This window comes from Candidatus Methylomirabilota bacterium (assembly GCA_035260325.1).
Classification (GTDB): Bacteria; Methylomirabilota; Methylomirabilia; order Rokubacteriales; family CSP1-6; genus AR19.
Window position 1 is genome coordinate 1 of record DATFVL010000252.1, and the last position, 16,467, is coordinate 16,467.

The 16,467-nt window shown below is 72.4% G+C and carries 17 protein-coding genes; 12 read left to right on the plus strand and 5 right to left on the minus strand.

What is annotated here, in order from left to right:
• From VKG64_16255 to VKG64_16265, 3 genes are all read left to right on the plus strand, one after another.
• Nucleotides 1–976, plus strand: a 976-nt coding sequence (locus VKG64_16255) for an aminotransferase class V-fold PLP-dependent enzyme (protein ID HKB26588.1), incomplete at its 5' end; no start/stop codon positions are given.
• A 3-nt stretch (nt 977–979) separates the two neighbouring features.
• Entirely contained in the window at nt 980–1,936 is a 957-nt protein-coding gene (locus VKG64_16260; GenBank protein ID HKB26589.1) for an NAD(P)-dependent oxidoreductase, read from the plus strand.
• A gap of 7 nt (nt 1,937–1,943) precedes the next feature.
• Nucleotides 1,944–3,884 carry an alpha/beta hydrolase domain-containing protein gene (locus VKG64_16265; GenBank protein ID HKB26590.1) on the plus strand — a complete coding sequence of 647 codons (1,941 nt, stop codon included), beginning with the start codon at nt 1,944–1,946 and terminating at the stop codon, nt 3,882–3,884.
• Here the strand turns inward: VKG64_16265 and VKG64_16270 are convergent.
• The gene (locus tag VKG64_16270) at nt 3,871–4,737 is read right to left on the minus strand and encodes a polysaccharide deacetylase family protein (protein ID HKB26591.1); all 867 of its coding nucleotides are present in this window, start codon (nt 4,735–4,737) and stop codon (nt 3,871–3,873) included. The genes VKG64_16265 and VKG64_16270 overlap by 14 nt on opposite strands.
• A 61-nt stretch (nt 4,738–4,798) precedes the next feature.
• Between VKG64_16270 and VKG64_16275 the strand changes: the two genes are divergently transcribed.
• The 7 genes from VKG64_16275 to pcaD are packed head-to-tail and all read left to right on the plus strand — an operon-like array spanning nt 4,799 to nt 10,876.
• A complete protein-coding gene (locus VKG64_16275; protein HKB26592.1) occupies nt 4,799–5,800 on the plus strand; it encodes an amidohydrolase family protein in 1,002 nt (333 codons plus the stop codon).
• Nucleotides 5,797–6,657 carry a branched-chain amino acid ABC transporter permease gene (locus VKG64_16280; protein HKB26593.1) on the plus strand — a complete coding sequence of 287 codons (861 nt, stop codon included), beginning with the start codon at nt 5,797–5,799 and terminating at the stop codon, nt 6,655–6,657. Before VKG64_16275 ends, VKG64_16280 begins: the two co-directional genes overlap by 4 nt.
• The gene (locus VKG64_16285; protein HKB26594.1) at nt 6,654–7,589 is read left to right on the plus strand and encodes a branched-chain amino acid ABC transporter permease; all 936 of its coding nucleotides are present in this window, start codon (nt 6,654–6,656) and stop codon (nt 7,587–7,589) included. The genes VKG64_16280 and VKG64_16285 overlap by 4 nt, the downstream gene beginning before the upstream one ends.
• 16 nt (nt 7,590–7,605) lie before the next feature.
• Nucleotides 7,606–8,349 carry an ABC transporter ATP-binding protein gene (locus VKG64_16290; protein ID HKB26595.1) on the plus strand — a complete coding sequence of 248 codons (744 nt, stop codon included), beginning with the start codon at nt 7,606–7,608 and terminating at the stop codon, nt 8,347–8,349.
• Nucleotides 8,342–9,034 carry an ABC transporter ATP-binding protein gene (locus VKG64_16295; GenBank protein ID HKB26596.1) on the plus strand — a complete coding sequence of 231 codons (693 nt, stop codon included), beginning with the start codon at nt 8,342–8,344 and terminating at the stop codon, nt 9,032–9,034. The genes VKG64_16290 and VKG64_16295 overlap by 8 nt, the downstream gene beginning before the upstream one ends.
• Entirely contained in the window at nt 9,034–10,095 is a 1,062-nt protein-coding gene (locus VKG64_16300) for an LLM class flavin-dependent oxidoreductase (GenBank protein HKB26597.1), read from the plus strand. Before VKG64_16295 ends, VKG64_16300 begins: the two co-directional genes overlap by 1 nt.
• Nucleotides 10,096–10,105: 10 nt before the next feature.
• On the plus strand, nt 10,106–10,876 hold the full coding sequence (gene pcaD / locus VKG64_16305; GenBank protein HKB26598.1) for a 3-oxoadipate enol-lactonase: 771 nt from the start codon (nt 10,106–10,108) through the stop codon (nt 10,874–10,876).
• Nucleotides 10,877–10,888: 12 nt separating this feature from the next.
• Here the strand turns inward: pcaD and VKG64_16310 are convergent, their stop codons facing one another.
• Genes VKG64_16310 through VKG64_16320 form a run of 3 tightly spaced genes read right to left on the minus strand, consistent with a single transcriptional unit; the run spans nt 10,889 to nt 13,726 of the window.
• Entirely contained in the window at nt 10,889–11,845 is a 957-nt protein-coding gene (locus VKG64_16310) for an NAD(P)-dependent oxidoreductase (GenBank protein ID HKB26599.1), read from the minus strand.
• A 7-nt stretch (nt 11,846–11,852) separates the two neighbouring features.
• Nucleotides 11,853–13,091: an ABC transporter substrate-binding protein gene (locus tag VKG64_16315; protein ID HKB26600.1), complete on the minus strand. Its 1,239-nt coding sequence runs from the start codon at nt 13,089–13,091 to the stop codon at nt 11,853–11,855.
• Nucleotides 13,092–13,099: 8 nt separating this feature from the next.
• Nucleotides 13,100–13,726, minus strand: a complete 627-nt coding sequence (locus tag VKG64_16320) for an isochorismatase family cysteine hydrolase (GenBank protein ID HKB26601.1) — start codon at nt 13,724–13,726, stop codon at nt 13,100–13,102.
• Between the two features lie 51 nt (nt 13,727–13,777).
• Here VKG64_16320 and VKG64_16325 point away from each other — a divergent pair, with 51 nt between their 5' ends.
• Both VKG64_16325 and VKG64_16330 read left to right on the plus strand, forming a co-directional pair.
• Nucleotides 13,778–14,740: a hypothetical protein gene (locus VKG64_16325; GenBank protein HKB26602.1), complete on the plus strand. Its 963-nt coding sequence runs from the start codon at nt 13,778–13,780 to the stop codon at nt 14,738–14,740.
• Nucleotides 14,737–16,107, plus strand: a complete 1,371-nt coding sequence (locus VKG64_16330; GenBank protein HKB26603.1) for a UbiD family decarboxylase — start codon at nt 14,737–14,739, stop codon at nt 16,105–16,107. The genes VKG64_16325 and VKG64_16330 overlap by 4 nt, the downstream gene beginning before the upstream one ends.
• A 51-nt stretch (nt 16,108–16,158) precedes the next feature.
• Here the strand turns inward: VKG64_16330 and VKG64_16335 are convergent.
• On the minus strand, nt 16,159–16,467 hold a 309-nt coding region (locus VKG64_16335), incomplete at its 5' end, for a type II secretion system protein GspG (GenBank protein HKB26604.1).

Consider the following 16,467-nt stretch of genomic DNA (forward strand, 5'->3'; position numbering starts at 1 on the left):
CAGCGTGATCGAGCCCGGCGACCGCGTGCTCGTGGTCGGCGCGGGGCAGTTCGGCATCCTGATGCGCGAGATCATGAACCGCGTGGGCGCCGACTGGACGGAGTTCCCGGTCGAGTGGGGCGCGCGCCTGGACCTGGAGCGTCTGCGGCGGGAGGCCGAGCGCGTGCGCCCCAAGGCGCTGACGCTCGTCCACAACGAGACCTCGACGGGCACGACCTATCCCGCGGCCGAGGTGGGCAAGATCGCGCGCTCCGTCGGCGCGCTCTTCCTGCTCGACACCGTCTCGTCCGTCGCGGGGCTCGACGTGCGCACCGACGAGTGGGGCGTGGACCTCGGCATGACCGGCTCGCAAAAGTGCCTCGCGGCGCCCCTCGGCCTGGCGCTCGTCAGCGTCGGCCCGCGCGCGTGGGAGGCGATGGAGCGGCGGACGAAGCCCGCGCGAAGCTGGGCGTACGACCTGCTGCGCTGGAAGGAGCACTGGATCCCCGTCTCGCGCGGCGGCAAGGTTGCGGACGGCTCGCCCCGGCGCCAGCCTGTCTCCATCCCCACCCACCTCACCGCCGCGATGAGCGTCGCGGCCCGGCTGATCCTCGAGGAAGGCCTGGCGCACCGCTTCCGGCGCCACGAGGTCGCCGCGGGCGCGCTCCGGCGCGGCCTCGCCGCGCTGGGGCTCGAGATGTTTCCGGACGCGGCCATCGTGTCGAACACGGTGTCGTGCGTGAAGACGCCGAAGGGCATCGACCCCGCGGCCGTCGTGACGCTGATGCGCGACCGCTACGGCATCCTCATCGGCACGGGCCTCGACAAGATCCGGACGACGACGCTCCGGATCGGGACGATGGGCCTCACCGCGAGCCCGCTCTACGTGCTGCCGACGCTCTCGGCCCTCGAGCTGGCGCTGCGCGACCTCGGGCACAAGGCCGAGCCCGGCGTGGGCGTCGCCGCGGCGCAGGCCGCGTTCGCCGACGCCGCCTAGCCCGTGGCGGCCGCGCTCTTCGTCGTCCCCGACGACTTCCCGTCGGTCTTCGAGGGCTCGACCGCGCACGAGCGCCTGAAGAAGCTCGGCGAGACGCGCGTCTACACCCAGCGCGGCGCCGAGGAGCCGGAGGAGCTCGCCAAGCGGATCGACGGCGCCCGGTGCGTCATCAACATCCGCGCCCACGCGCGGTTCACCGAGCAGGTCTTCGCCGCGTGCCGCCACCTCGCGCTGGTCTCGATCTGGGGCACCGGCACCGACAACGTGGACCTCGAGGCCGCCGGCCGCCGCGGCATCACCGTGACCAACACGCCGGGGATCAACGCCTTCGCCGTCGCGGAGCACACGCTGGCGCTCATGCTCGCGACCGCGCGGAAGATCCCGAGGCTCGACCGCGAGGTGCGTGGCGGCGCCTGGCCCCGCGAGATGCTCGTGCAGCTCCTCGGCAAGACGCTCGCGGTCTTCGGCACCGGGAAGATCGGCGCGCGCGTCGCCGACCTGGGCCGCGCGTTCGGCATGGACGTGCGCACCTGGAGCGCGCGGGGCGGGACGCCCGCCGCCAGGGACCAGCTCCTCAGGGCCGCCGACGTCGTCTCGCTCCACCTGCGGCTCGAGCCCGCCACGCGCGGCTTTCTCGGCCGGCGCGAGCTCTCGTTCATGAAAAAGACCGCGATCCTCGTGAACACGGGCCGGGGCGCCCTCGTCGAGCGCGAGGCGCTGCTCGACGCGCTCGGGCAGGGCCGGATCGCGGGCGCCGGGCTCGACGTCTTCCACGACGAGCCCGTGAAGCCGGGCGACCCGATCCTCGCGCTCGCCAACGTGGTGCTCACGCCGCACAACGCCGGGCAGACGCCCGAGGTGATCCGCGACGGCCTCCTGCGCGCGGTCGAGAACGTCGAGAACTTCCTCGCGGGGCGGCCGACCGACGTCGTGGTGGCGCCGGTCACGCCCGCCCGGTGAGGGCGCGATGGCGGTGACGGCGCTCGAGATCGCGCGGCGCTCCCCGGTCCTCGACGGGCGCCCGTGGGGCGCGGCCGGCGCCTACGAGAAGCTCGCCGGCAGCCTGCACCTGACGCTCGACCCCGCGAGCCCGGCGAACGCGGCGATCACCGACCTCGCGCTGGCGCCGCGCAACGCGCGCGGGCTCGTCGAGGCCGCCGCCGACTTCTACCTGCTGCGGCCCGTGGACCCGGCGCGCGGCAACCGCCGGCTCCTCCTCGACGTGCCGAACCGCGGCCGGAAGGTCGCGCTCGGCATGTTCAACAGCACGCCGCGCGTCCCCGACCCGACGACACCGGAGGACTTCGGCAACGGCTTCCTCCTGCGCCGGGGCTTCACCGTCGCGTGGGTCGGCTGGCAGCACGACGTCCCGCGCCGCGACGGGCTCATGGCCCTCACGGTCCCGGCGGCGCGCGGCGCGGGCGGACCCGTCGCCGGGCTCGCGCGCTGCGAGTGGAGGCCCAACGCCCGCGCCGACACGCTACCGCTGGCCGACCGCTACCACATCCCGCACCCGGCCGCCGACCTCGACGACCCCGCGGCGCGGCTGACCGTGCGCGCGACCGTGGCGGCGCCGGCGGTGGCGGTCGCGCGCGGCGCGTGGCGCTTCCAGGACGCGTCGCACGTCACGCTCGTGAGCGGCTTCGAGCCTGGCAGGATCTACGAGCTCGTGTATCGCGCGAAGAACCCGCCGCTCGTCGGGCTCGGCCTCACCGCGGTGCGCGACGCCGCGGCGTGGCTCAGAACGGCGTCGGCGTCCGAGGGCAATCCCTGCGCGGGCGCGCTCGAGCGCGTCTACGTCTTCGGCGTCTCGCAGAGCGGACGGTTCCTCCGCCACCTCCTCTGGCTCGGGCTCAACGAGGACGAGGCGGGGCGCCGCGTGTTCGACGCCGTGATCCCGCACGTCGCCGGCGCGCGCCGGGGCGAGTTCAACCACCGCTTCGGCCAGCCCTCGCTCAACGCGACGCTCGCCGTCGGGAGCCTGTTCCCGTTCACGGACACGATCGAGACCGATCCGGTGACCGGCCAGCGCGGCGGGCTGCTCCGCCGCCTCGAGGCGCGCGGCGCCGTGCCCAAGATCGTCACGCTCAACACGTCGGCCGAGTACTGGCGGGGCGACGCCTCGCTCGTCCACACCGACGTCGAGGGCACGCGCGACGTGGAGCCGCACCCGGCGGCGCGGATCTATCTCCTCGCGGGCACCCAGCACACGCCGGGCGCGCTGCCGCCGCCCGACGCGGACCCGAACACCGGGGGCCGCGGGCTCCACACGTTCAACGTCGTGGACTACGCGCCGCTCCTGCGCGCGGCGCTCGTGAACCTCGACCGGTGGGTGAGCGAAGGCGTCGAGCCGCCGCCGAGCGCGGTGCCGCGCGTCGCCGAGGACACGGCGGTTCCCGCCGAGGCGACGGCGGCGATCTTCCGGAAGATCCCGCGCGTCGGGTTCCCGGACACCATCCCGCGCCCGGCGCGTCTCGACTTCGGCCCCGAGCTCGCGCGCGGCGTCGCGGGCGAGCTTCCGCCGAAGGTGGGCGCGCCGTTCGTCACGTTCGTCTCAGCGGTAGACGGCGACGGCAACGAGGTCGCGGGCATCAGGCCCGTCGAGCTCCTGGCGCCGCTCGCGACCTTCACCGGCTGGAACCCGCGCCACCCCGAGCAGGGCGCGCCGGGCGACCTCATGAGCATGCTGGGCTCGACGCTTCCGTTCGTGCGCACGCGCGCGCAACGGGAGGCGAGCGGCGACCCGCGGCGCTCGATCGAGGAGCGCTACCCCTCGCGCGCGGCGTACCTCGAGGCGGCGCGTGCCGCGGCCACGGCGCTCGTGTCGTCGCGCCACATGCTCGCCGAGGACGTGGAAGCGGCCGTGGAGCGCGGCGGGCGGTTGTGGGACTGGATCACTTCCGCTTGAACCACTCGTAGATCTCCTCGCCGGTCGTGAGCCACACGCCCTTGTGCTTCCGGATGTAGTCGTACGCCGCCTCGAAGTACCTGATCCGGTGCGGCACGCCGTGGATGTAGGGATGCACGGCGATCGCCATGACCCGCCCGCTCCGGGCGCCCTCAGCGTAGAGCCGGTCGAACTGGTCCTTGACGCGCTGGTACCAGTGGGCCGACTCGTGATGCTGGATGACCATCGTCGGGATGTCGTTCAGCTCGAGCGTGTAGGGCACCGAGACGAGTGGGCCCGCCGTCGTCCGGATCTCGTAGGGCTGGTCGTCGTTGACCCAGTCCGAGACGTACTCGATCCCCTCCTCGGCCAGGATATCGAGCGTCTCCCAGGTTTCGGAGAGACCCGGCCCGAGCCATCCTTTCGGCTTCTTTCCGGTGAAGTCCCGGAGGATCTGAATGGCGTCTCGAATCGCCGCGCGCTGGTCGGGGAGCAGGTGCATCGCGCCCTGCCGCACGCCGTGGCCCACGAACTCCCAGCCCGCGTCGAGCATCGCGCGCGCCACCGGCTCGTAGCTCCGGCACACATTCGCGTTGATGGCCGTGGTGGCTCGGATCTTGCGCTTGCCGAGCGCCTCGAGCATCCGCCAGAACCCGACGCGCATCCCGTAATCGTGCCACGCCCAGTTGGGGACGTCGGGCACCGTCTGGACACCCTGCGGGGCCGTGAGGTATTGGCGCGCCATCGGCTTCTCGATGTCCCACTCCTCGATGTTGACGATCGTCCACACCGCCAGGCGCGCCCCCTTCGGGAGCTTCCAGGGCCGGCGGGCGGAGATCGGTGAATAGTCGAAACGCTCGGACGGGAGTCTCACGCGGTCCTCCTATCGTTTCGAGATGCAATCCCACGATCGGCCTATAGTACAATCCCCAGCCGTGACCTCGCCCCGGGCGGTCGACATCCACTCGCACTTCTACCCGGAGGCCTTCCTCAAGGTGATCGAGGCCGAGGGCGCGCCGTTCGGCGCCCGCGTGGATCGCTCGAGCGCGAAGGGGCCGGCCATCGCCGTGAACGGCGCCCCGGGGCCGCCGCTCGACGCGACGTACTGGGACCTCGATCGCCGCGTGCGGGCGATGGACAAAGCGGGCGTCGAGCTCCACGCGCTCTCGCTGACGGTGCCGATGGTCTACTGGGCGCGCGGCGAGACCGCGACGCGCGCGGCGCGCGCCGTGAACGACGCGATGGCGGAGGCGCACCGCGCGTACCCCGGGCGCTTCGTCGGCTGCGCGACGCTCCCGCTGCAGGAGCCTGGGCGGGCGCTCGCCGAGCTCGAGCGCGCGGCGAAGCTCCCGGGCATCCGCGCCGTCTACCTCGGGACCAACGTGAACGGCCGCGAGCTCTCCGATCCCGCGTTCGAGCCGATCTACGCCCGCTGCGAGGCGCTGCGGCTTCCCGTGCTGCTCCATCCGATCTCGGTGATCGGCGCCGAGCGTCTCCGGCCCTTCTATCTCGGCAACCTCCTCGGCAATCCCTTCGACAACGCGATCGCCGCGGCGCACCTGGTCTTTGGCGGAGTGCTCGACCGTCACCCGAAGCTCGAGGTGTGCCTGCCGCACGCGGGCGGCGCGCTGCCGTATCTCTTCGGGCGGCTCCAGCACGGCCAGCGCGTGCGTCCGGAGGCGCGGGGGCGCGCGCGCCGGCCGTTCGGCGCGTACCTCCGCCGCTTCACGTACGACACGGTCACCCACTCCGCCGAGGCGCTGCGCTACCTCATCGCGACGGTCGGCGCCGATCGCGTCATGCTCGGCAGTGACTACTGCTTCGACATGGGGTACAGGCGCCCGCGCGACATCGTCGTGAAGCAGAGGCACCTGTCCAAGGCCGGCCAGGCGAAGATCCTCGGCGGCAACGCGCTCAGGCTCCTCGGGCTCCGGTGAGCGCCGAGTTCTGGATCACGCAGGCGTTCAACGGCCTCTCGTACGGCTCGCTCCTCTTCCTGCTCGCGAGCGGGCTCTCGCTGATCTTCGGCGTCATGCGCATCGTGAACCTCGCGCACGGCTCGTACTTCATGCTCGGCGGCTACGTCGGCCTCTCGGTCGTCTGGCGCAGCGGGAGCTTCCCGGCGGCGCTCCTCGGCGGCGCCGTGGCGCTCGCGCTCGTCGGTGCCGGGATGGAGCGGTTCTTCCTCCGGCGCCTGACCGGCCAGACGCTCGGTCAGGTGCTGATGACGGTCGGGTTCGCGCTCATCTTCCAGGACCTGGCGCTCCTGATCTGGGGCGGCGACCCGTACGCGATCCCGGTCCCGGCGCCGCTCCAGGGCGTGCTCGTCGCGGGCGCGCTCCGCTTCCCCGTCTACCGCATCTTCATCATCGTGGTGGCGCTCGTCATCGGCGCGGCGCTCTGGCTTGCGCTCGACCGGACGCGCGTCGGCGCGATGCTCCGCGCGGCGGTGGACGACCGCGAGATGGCCCAGGGCGTCGGGATCCACGTGCCCCTCATCTCCCTCGGGGTCTTCGCGCTCGGCGCGGCGCTCGCGGCGCTCGGCGGCGTGATCGGCGCGGGCTTCCTCGGCGTCTACCCCGGCGCCGACTTCGAGGTGCTCCCCTACGCGTTCGTGGTCGTGATCGTCGGCGGGCTCGGGAGCCTGCCCGGCGCGATGGTGGGGAGCCTCCTCGTCGGCCTCCTCGACAATTTCGGCAAGGCGCTCTTCCCCGAGCTCTCCTACTTCACGCTCTTCGCGCCGATGGCGCTCATCCTGGCGCTCAAGCCCACGGGGCTCTTCGGGCGGGCGTGACCGGAGTGGCGGACCGCAAGACCCTCGCCGGCGCGGTGGCGCTCGCGGCGGCCGCGACCGTCGCGCCGTTCCTGCCCGCGTACCCGCTCACGCTCCTGACGCAGGCGGTGATCGTCGCCGTCTTCGCGATGAGCCTCGACGTGCTCCTCGGCTACACTGGGCTCCCCTCGCTCGGCCACGCCGCGTACTTCGGGATCGCCGCGTACACCGTCGGCATCCTCGCCACCGAGCGCGGGGTGGGGCTCGCGGGCTGCCTCGGCCTGGCGCTCCTCCTCGCGACGGCGACGGCCGCGGTCTTCGGCCTCCTCGCGATCCGCGCGACCGGCACCTACTTCCTCATGATCACGCTCGCCCTCGGCATGGTCGTCTGGGGGCTCGCGTTCCGCTGGGTCTCGATGACGAAGGGCGACAACGGCATCGCCGGCGTGCCGCGGCCCGAGCTCCCCCTGCCCTGGAGCCTCTCGGCGCCGCTTCCGTTCTTCTACTTCGCGCTGGTCGCGGCCGCGCTCGCGTGGGCCGCGATGGGCGTGCTCGTGCGCTCGCCGTTCGGCCTGGGCCTCAAGGGCATCCGCGAGAGCGAGTCACGCATGCGCGCCCTCGGCTACAGCGTGTGGCTCCACAAGTACCTCGCCTTCGTGATCTCCGGCTTCTTCGCCGGCGTCGCCGGCGTGCTGTGGGCCTACTACAACGGCTTCGTCGGCCCCGTGGATGTCCAGCTCGTCACGTCGGTCGAGACGCTCCTGATGGTCGCGCTCGGCGGCCCCGGCACGCTCGCCGGCCCGGCGCTCGGGGCCGCGCTCATCGTCTTCCTCAAGAACTTCGTCAGCGTGTACACGAAGCGCTGGCTCCTCATCCTGGGCGCCGTGTACATCGGCGTCATCCTGTGGGCGCCGCGCGGCGTGCTCGGCGCGTTCAGCCGCGGCGGGCGATAGCGCCGGACATGGGCCCGTGACCGCATACGCGCTCGAGCTCACGGGCGTCTCCAAGGCGTTCGGCGGGCTCCACGCCGTGGACGGCGTCGCGCTCGCCCTGCGCCCGGGCGAGCGCCGCGCGCTCATCGGCCCGAACGGCGCGGGCAAGACCACGCTCTTCAACCTGATCTCGGGCGAGCTCCCGGTCACCACGGGCACGATCGCGCTCTTCGGCCACGACGTCACGCGCACCGCCGCCCACCGGCGCGCCGCGCTCGGCCTCGCGCGGACGTTCCAGATCACGAACCTCTTCCCGAGCCTGACCGTGCTGGAGAACTGCCTCCTCGCGGTCCAGGGGCTCTCCGGCGTGAAGCTCGCGATGCACCGCCCGCTCGCGGGCTACGCCGGGCTCCACGCCCGGGCGCGGGCGACGCTCGACGCCGTCGGCCTCGTCGACCGCGCCGGCGCGACCGTGCGGGAGCTCTCGCACGGCGAGCAGCGCCAGCTCGAGATCGCGCTGGCGCTCGCCGGGAACCCGCGCCTGCTCCTCCTCGACGAGCCGACGGCGGGCCTCTCCCCCGGCGAGTCGCAGGCGATGGCGGAGCTCGTCAAGCGCCTCGACCCCGCGATCACCGTCCTGCTGATCGAGCACGACATGGACATCGCGCTCGAGATCGTCCAGCACGTGACCGTCCTCCACTACGGGCGCGTCATCGCCGACGGCACGCGCGAGGAGGTCCGGGCGAGCCCGCTCGTGCGCGAGATCTACCTCGGTGCTTGAGCTCGCGGACGTCCACACCTACTACGGCGACAGCCACGTGCTCCAGGGCCTGACGCTCGGCGTGGGCCCGAGCGAGGTCGTGACGATCCTGGGCCGCAACGGCATGGGCAAGACCACCCTCATACGCTCGATCATCGGCTTCACGCCGCCCCGCCGGGGCCGCGTCGCCTTCAAGGGCGAGGACGTCACGCGCTGGCCCCCGTTCCGCATGGTCGAGCGCGGGATGGCGCTCGTGCCCCAGGGACGCCGCGTCTTTCCCTCGCTCAGCGTCCGGGAAAACCTCGACGTCGCGCGGCGCGGGCGCGGGCGCTGGACCCTCGCGCGCGTGCTCGAGCTCTTCCCGCGGCTCGGCGAGAGGGCGGGCAGCCGCGCCGGCAAGCTCTCGGGCGGCGAGCAGCAGATGCTCGCGATCGGGCGCGCGCTCATGACCAACCCCGACCTCCTCCTGATGGACGAGCCGACCGAGGGGCTGGCGCCGCTGCTGGTGCGCGAGGTCGGCCGCGTGCTCGGCGAGCTCAAGCGCGAGGGGCTCTCGATCCTCCTCGTCGAGCAGAACCTGCCGCTGGCGCTCGGCGTCGCGGACCGCGTCCACATCCTGAGCCGCGGCCAGATCGTGCACTCCGGGCACCCGGCCGAGCTCCTCGCGAACGAGGACGTGAAATCGCGCTATCTTGGAGTCGCGTGATGCGCTTCGGCACGTTTTACTTCTTCCAGGCGCCGCCGGGCCACGGGCACGCCGACATCATCCACCGGGAGCTCGAGCAGGTCGAGTGGACCGAGGAGCTCGGCTTCGACGAGGTGTGGTTCACCGAGCACCACTTCATCGACTACGGCCTCTCCGTGGACCCCTCGACGCTCGCCGCGGCGGCGGCGTCCCGGACGCGCCGCGTGCGCATCGGCCTCGCCGCCGCGATCCTGCCCTTCCACCACCCGCTGCGCCTCGCCGAGCAGATGGCCCTCGTGGACATCGTCTCGCGGGGCCGGCTCGACGTGGGCGTGGGCCGCGGCAACCGGCCGGCCGAGTTCGCGGGCTACCGCGTGCCGCAGGAGGAGAGCCGCGAGCGCTTCAACGAGATCGTGGACGTCATGCGGCGGGCGTGGACCGAGGAGCGCTTCAGCTACGCCGGGCGCTTCTTCACGTTCGACGACGTGCGCGTGATCCCGAAGCCCTTGCAGCGGCCGCACCCGCCGATCTATCAGGTGTGCGTCACCAAGGACGGGATCGAGAACACGGCGCTCCGCGGCTGGCCCATGCTGAACTCCGTGCTGTTCGGCCCCGTGGAGCAGCTGATCGGCACCCGCGACACCTACGTGAACACCCTCAAGAAGTCGGGCCGCAGCGACGCCGAGGTGGCTCGGCTCCTCACGGACTGGGGAGTCTCACGCCAGATCTACGTCGCGGACTCGGACCGCAAGGCGCTCGAGGAGGCGAAGGCGGCCGAGCTCTGGTACCAGGAGTCGTTCCGGCGCTTCGTGATCCCGGACCGCATCGAGGACGCCCACCCGAGCCTCCAGCCCGGCTTCCGCGCGATGGCCGAGCGGCTCTCCAAGGTCACGTGGGAGGCGCTCGTGCGCGAGACGCTCGCCTTCGGCGCGCCCGACACCGTCGCCCGCCACATCGAGACGATGCGCGAGCTGGGCGTCGGCCAGGTGCTCTGCTGGATGAACTTCGGCGGCCTCGCGCAGGACAAGATCCGGCGCTCGATGGAGCTGTTCGCCCGCGAAGTCATGCCGCGCTTCAGGTGAGGGACGAACGATGAAGACGAACTACTTCCTCGAAGGCCCCGCGAAGGCTCCGGTCGTGGTCCTGGCCCACGCGCTCGGCGCGACGCTCCGCCTCTGGGACGCGCAGGCCGAGGCGCTCTCCGGCCGGTACCGCGTCCTCCGCTACGACGTGCGCGGTCACGGCGAGTCCGAGGTGCCGCCGGGGCCCTACACGGTCGAGCAGATGGCCGACGACCTCCGCGAGCTCCTCGAGGCGCTCGGGATCTTCGAGGTCCACGTCGTCGGGCTCTCGATGGGCGGCTGCATCGGGATGGCGTTCGCCGCCGCCCATCCCGACCTGGTGAAGGGCCTCGTGCTCTGCGACACGACGGCGTGCTACGGCCCGGAGGCGAAGCCCCGCTGGGACGAGCGGATCCGGATCGCCGAGACCGGGGGCATGACCGAGGACCTGATCGAGAAGACGATGGAGATCTGGTTCACGCCGGCGTTCCGCGCCGAGCACAAGGACCGGGTGGACCGCGTGCGGGCGATGCTGCGGCACACCGACCCGCGCGGCTACGCGGGGGCGGTCCGCGCCCTGGCCGCCGTCGACCTCCGGGCGAGGCTCCGCGCGATCCGCTGCCCGACGCTCGTGGTCGTCGGCGAGAAGGACCCAGGCACGACGCCCGCCATGGCGCGCGGCATCCAGGAGAGCATCGCGGGCTCGCGGCTCCTCGTCATCCCCGGCGCCATGCATTGCTCGGTCATGGAGGCGGCGGCCGTCTTCAACCGCGAGTTGCTGGGCTTCCTCAGCCGAGCGTGACCGCCTGGGCGCCTACCTCGTGGCGCGCTTCCTCGGCCTCCCGCCGCTGATCCTCTTCCCCGAGCTCCCGCTCGTCCTGCCGCGGCGAGCCGGGCCCGTCCGCTGAGCGCCCTCCAGTGCCTCGACCACGACGGCGAGATCCTCGCCGGCGTGACCGGCGTCCATCGCCGCCGCGTAGAGGCGCTCGGCGACGTCGGTCAGCGGCAGCGGCGCGCCCACGTTCCCCGCCGCCTCCTGGATCAGATGCAGATCCTTCATGAAGAGGTCGAGCTTCATCTGGGGCGGGAACTCCCGCTTCACGATCAGCGGGCCGCGCACCTCGAGCATGCGGGAGGTCGCGGCGCTCTTCGTGAGGACCTCGAGCGCCAAGCCGAGGTCGAGCCCGGCCTTCTTCGCCAGCAGCAGCGCCTCCGCCGCCGCCGCGCTGTGGAGCCCGACCAGGAGATTCGCGACGAGCTTGAGGGCCATCGCCTGCCCCGGCCGGCCGATGAAGACGGCGTGCGGGAGGACCGCCTCGAGCACCGGGCGCCAGCGGTCGAACACGCCGCGCTCGCCGCCGACGAAGATGATGCCGTCGCCGCGCGCCACCATGCCGCTCGTCCCGCTGATCGGGCAGTCGAGGAACGCGAGGCCCTTGGCGCCCACGCCGCGCGCGAGGCGCTCGGTGAGCGCGGGCGAGATGGTGCTCATCTGGATGACCGTCTGCCCCGCGCGGCCCGACGCGGCGAGCCCCCGCGGGCCCAGAATGACCTCTTCGACGGTCGCGAGCGAGGGCAGCACGACGCATACCGCGTCGGCCGCGCGCGCGACGGCCTCGACGGAGGGCGCCGCCTTCCCGCCGCGCGCGACGAGGGCCCGGACCTTCTCGGCCACGACGTCGTGGCCCACCACGTCGTGGCCGGCGGCGCGCAGGCGCCCGGCGACCGCCGAGCCGAGCAGGCCGAGGCCGACCATCCCGACCGTCGCCATCAGCGGCCTAGCAGTGCTTGCACGGCGGGAAGTCGCGCGAGTAGACCGGGTTCGCCAGGAACTCCTTCGGGTTGTAGATCCAGAACTGGCTGACGGCCGGGATGGTGTGGATGACCGTGTTCTGCAGACGGCCGCCGACGCGCTCGACCTTGCGGATGTAGATGTTCTCGATCGGGTTGCCGTACTCGTCGAACTTCACGGGACCCCGCGGCGCGTCGGAGAGATCCACGCGCCGGAGCGCGCCGATGAGCTTCTCGCCGTTCTCCACGTCGCCGCCCGTCGCCTCGAGCGCCGCCTTCAGCATGATGCCGGCGACGTACGGCCCCTCGGAGTAATAGGACGGCACCTGCTTGTACTTGGCCTCGTAGGCCCGGACGAACCGCTGGTTGGCCGGGGTGGCGAGCGCCGCCGAGTAGTGGAGCGCGGTGACGACGCCCAGGACCTCGTCGCCCATCGAGCGCAGCACGTGCTCGTCGGTGAACGTCCCGCCGCAGACGAGCGGCACCTTCCCCTTCAGCGCGGAGTCGGCGAACTGCTTCGCGAAGCGGAGCGCGTCGGCGCCGGAGAAGATGCAGTAGATCGCGTCCACGTCGCGGCGCAGCCCCGTGATGTAGGGGGCGTAGTCGGCGGTGTTCAGCGGCGACCAGAGCTTCTGCACGACCTGGCCGCCGGCCTCCTCGAAGGTCCGCTGGAAGCCGGCCGCGACCTCCCAGCCGAACGCGAAGTCGTAGCCGATCATCGCGATCCGCTTGTAGCGGAGGTTCTCGTAGACCCATTTCCCGAACGGGTGCGACGGCTGCGAGCTCGCCCAGCTCGGGCGGACGATCCACGGGCTGCGCTTGCGCTGCGTGAGGTCGTCGGCGGCCACGATCGGATGGATGGTCGGGACCTTCTTCTGGTCGACGTAGGGCGCGATCGCGTAGCCGATCGCCGCGCTCACCGGGCCGATCAGCACGTGGACCCCCTCCCCCTCGACGAGACTCCGCACCTTCGTGAGGCCGGTCGCGGGCTTGCCCTCGTCGTCCTCGATGGTGAGCTTGACCTCCCGTCCCGCGAGCTTGCCGCCCTGCTCGTCGAGGAAGAGCTGGAGCCCGTTGATCATGTCCTTCCCGTTGGCGGCGAGGAACCCGGTCTCGGAGACGACGAACCCGATCTTGATCGGGCCCCGCTGGGCCACGCCCGGGCCCGCGACGGCCAGCGCCAGCCCGAGGACGGTGAGGACGGCGCGCGCGACGGACTTTCGCATGGAGCCTCCTATCGGGACAGCGCGCGGATGATCGCGTCGTTGTCGAGCGGCCAGCCGAGCGCCTGCGCCACGAGTCTGAGCGAGAACCGATGCATCTCCTCACCGTCCATCGAGTCCACGGCGTCGGCGGCGACGACCACGCGGAAGTCGCGGTTCGTCGCCTCGAAGGCCGCGCAGAGGACGCACGTGGACGTGTTGATGCCGGCGAGGACCAGCGTGTCGGCGCCGAGCGTCCGGCGCAGGACGAACTCGAGGTCGGTCGCGTGGAACGCGCTGTAGCGCTTCTTGCCGCGGACGACGAGGTCCCGCGGGTCGAGGAGCTCGGGCATGATCTCCGTGCCCGGGCCCCCGGCGAGGTTGTGTCGGAGGATCCCCTTCCGCGCCTTGGTCGGATCGTCGTCGATGGACTTCCAGAAGGGGTTCGCGGCGATCTCGGCCGGGTCGCGGTACTCGGTGACCACGTGGACGACGGGCACGCGGCGGGCGCGCAGCTCGGCGAAGAGCGCGGCCGCCCGCTTGACGACGGGCCCGCAGCGCTCGGCCGGCAGCGGAAGCGTCGCGACCGCCGGGTCGAGGTGGCCGCGGTGCATGTCGATCGCGACGGCGGCGGTGGCGCGCGGGTCCAGCCGGATCATGGCGCGCGAGACACATAGCACGACCGGGCGCCGGATGCTAGCCTAGGGCCCGTGAGCCGGCCCGCCGTCTCGCCGCGACGCCCGTTCTCGCACATGCTCGAGGACGGGATCGGCAGCCTCCTGTTCCGGCGGGTCAAGAACGAGGAGCGCCTGGCGCTCGACCTGCGCGCGGACGCGATCCAGCTCGACGACCGCGGCGTCATCGCCGCCGAGATCTGGGAGACGAAGCGCAAGCGCCTGCGCGACCTCCTGCTGCGAGGCGACCCGTCGGAGTTCCTGCGCTGGGACGTGGTCCGGAGCACGATGGTCAAGCGCGGGCGGGCGCCCGTGGCCCACGAGCTCCGCCACCTCCGGCGCCGGCCCGACTGGAAGCTTCGCTGGCGGCCGGCGCTCCGCGAGTCCACCGCGGGGAGCCCGCGGCCGTTCCACCTCTACCCGAGGAGCAGCGGGAACCTGATCCACCAGGCCTACCACCTCTGCCGGTTCGAGGAGGCGACGGGCCTCTCGCTCCCGACGCTGCCGTACGTCGTCGAGTTCGGCGGCGGCTACGGAAGCCTCTGCCGCCTCTTCCACCAGATGGGCTTCGCCGGGACGTACGTGATCTTCGACCTGCCCGAGGTCTCCGCGCTCCAGCGCTTCTTCCTCCGGAGCCTCGGCATCACGACGCTCAAGGCGCGCGACGCGCGCGACCCCGTGCACGGCGCGGTCACTGTGTCGGACCTGGGGGAGCTGCGGCGGCTCCTGCGCGCGCGGCCGCCCGGCCTGGCGGCGTTCGTCGCGCAGTGGTCGCTCGGCGAGACGCCCGTCGCGCTGCGGCGCCTCGTCCTGCCTGAGGTCGCGGGGCTCGACGCCTACCTCCTCGGCTACACGGAGCGGTTCGAAGGCATCGACAACCGGGGCTTCTTCAAGGACTGGCGAGCGACCTTGCCCGGCCACGCGTGGCACGACATCCCGCTGCCCCACCTGCACAAGGCCGAGTGGTACCTCTTCGGCGTCAGGGGTGCCCGCGCGTGAGCCAGGACCTCCGGAGCTTCGTCGCCGCGTACGAGCGCGCGTACCCGGGCGAGGTCGTGCGGATCGCCGAGCCCGTCTCGATCGAGCACGACGTGATGGCGGTCGTGCTCGAGTACGAGCGGCGGCGCCGCTGGCCGATCCTCTTCTTCGAGAAGGTCGCGGGCCACGACATCCCGATCGTCGCCAACGTCGTCGCGAGCCGCCGCACGCTCGCCTTCGCGCTCGGTGTCGACGAGCGCGGGCTCGCCGCCGAGTACGCGCGGCGGATCAAGGAGTACCAGAAGCCCGTCGTGGTCCCCGACCCGGCCTTCCGCGCGCGCGTCGTCAGCGGCGACGCCGTGAGCCTCGAGGCGCTGCCGATCCCCGTCTACTTCCCCGGCGACGCGGGACGCTACCTCACGGCCGGCATGCTCGTCGCGCGCGATCCCGACACGGGCGTCGAGACGGAGGGCTACCACCGCTTCCAGGTGAAGGGCCCGCGGCGCCTCGGCGTGAGCCTTCACTCGCGGCGCCGCATGTTCGAGTACCAGCGCCGCGCGGAGGCAAAGGGCCGGCCGCTCCCCTGCGCCGTCGTTCTCGGTCTCCACCCACTCATCGCGATGGGTTCGCTCGCGTACCCGCCCCCCGACGTCGGGAAGTTCGAGGTCGTCGGCGGCCTCCTCGGCGAGCCGCTCGAGGTCGCGCCGTGCCTGACGACCGACCTCCTGGTGCCCGCCGCGGCGGAGATCGTCATCGAGGGGGAGATCCTGCCGGGCGTGCGCGAGCCCGAGGGGCCCTTCGGCGAGTTCACCGGCTACGTCTCGCGCCGCTCGACGGAGCACGTCTTCGTCGCGAAGGCGCTCGCGATGCGGGAGCGGCCCTGGTTCCAGTCGATCGGATCGGGGCGCGCTGGCGACCACATCACGACCCTCGGGCTCGTCCGTGAGGCCGAGATCACGAACGCGCTCGCGCGCGTCATCCCCAACGTCCGCGGCGTCCACGTGCCGCTGTCCGGCACGTCGTCGTTCACGGCGTACGTCGCGATCCGGCAGAGCCGCCCGGGCGAGGCCAAGCACGTCATCCCGATCGTGCTGGGCGTCGACCATTACCTGAAGCTCGTGATCGTGGTGGACGACGACATCGACGTCTTCGACGAGTCGGACGTCTTGTGGGCGGTCGCCACGCGCATGCAGGCCGACCGCGATCTGGTGACGATCGCCGGGAGCCTCGGCGCGATGCTCGACCCGAGCGCCGACGACTGGGGCGTCACCGCGAAGCTCGGGATCGACGCGACGCGCCCGTTCGGTCAGCCCTTTGCGGAGAAGCTCGTCATGCCGGCCGAGAAGATGGCCTGGGCGCGTGCGCTGGTGGAGCGGCTCGGGAAATGAAACGGGGGAGGGTCGGCCCTCCCCCGTCCGCTTGAAACGACCGCTCGATCGCTACGGGACCGTAACGGTCGCGCCGTCGCCGACCGCTGAGATGTTGAACGTCGACGACACGGTGCTCGCGGCGTACGCGTAGCCCGCGGCGGGCAACCAGTTCGCGGGCACGGACGGCACGCGCGCCAGGAACGGTCCGGCCGTCTGCCCCTGCCCGTTCGTGAGCACCACCGTCAACTCGCTAAGGTCCGTCGCCGTCGGCACGTTGCCCATGTGGGCCGAGTAGATCGACACCGCGGACGCGATCGCCCGCGCGTCGGCCTGGGCCTTGGCGATCCGCGCCCGCGCCTGCACGTTGGCGTAGAGCGG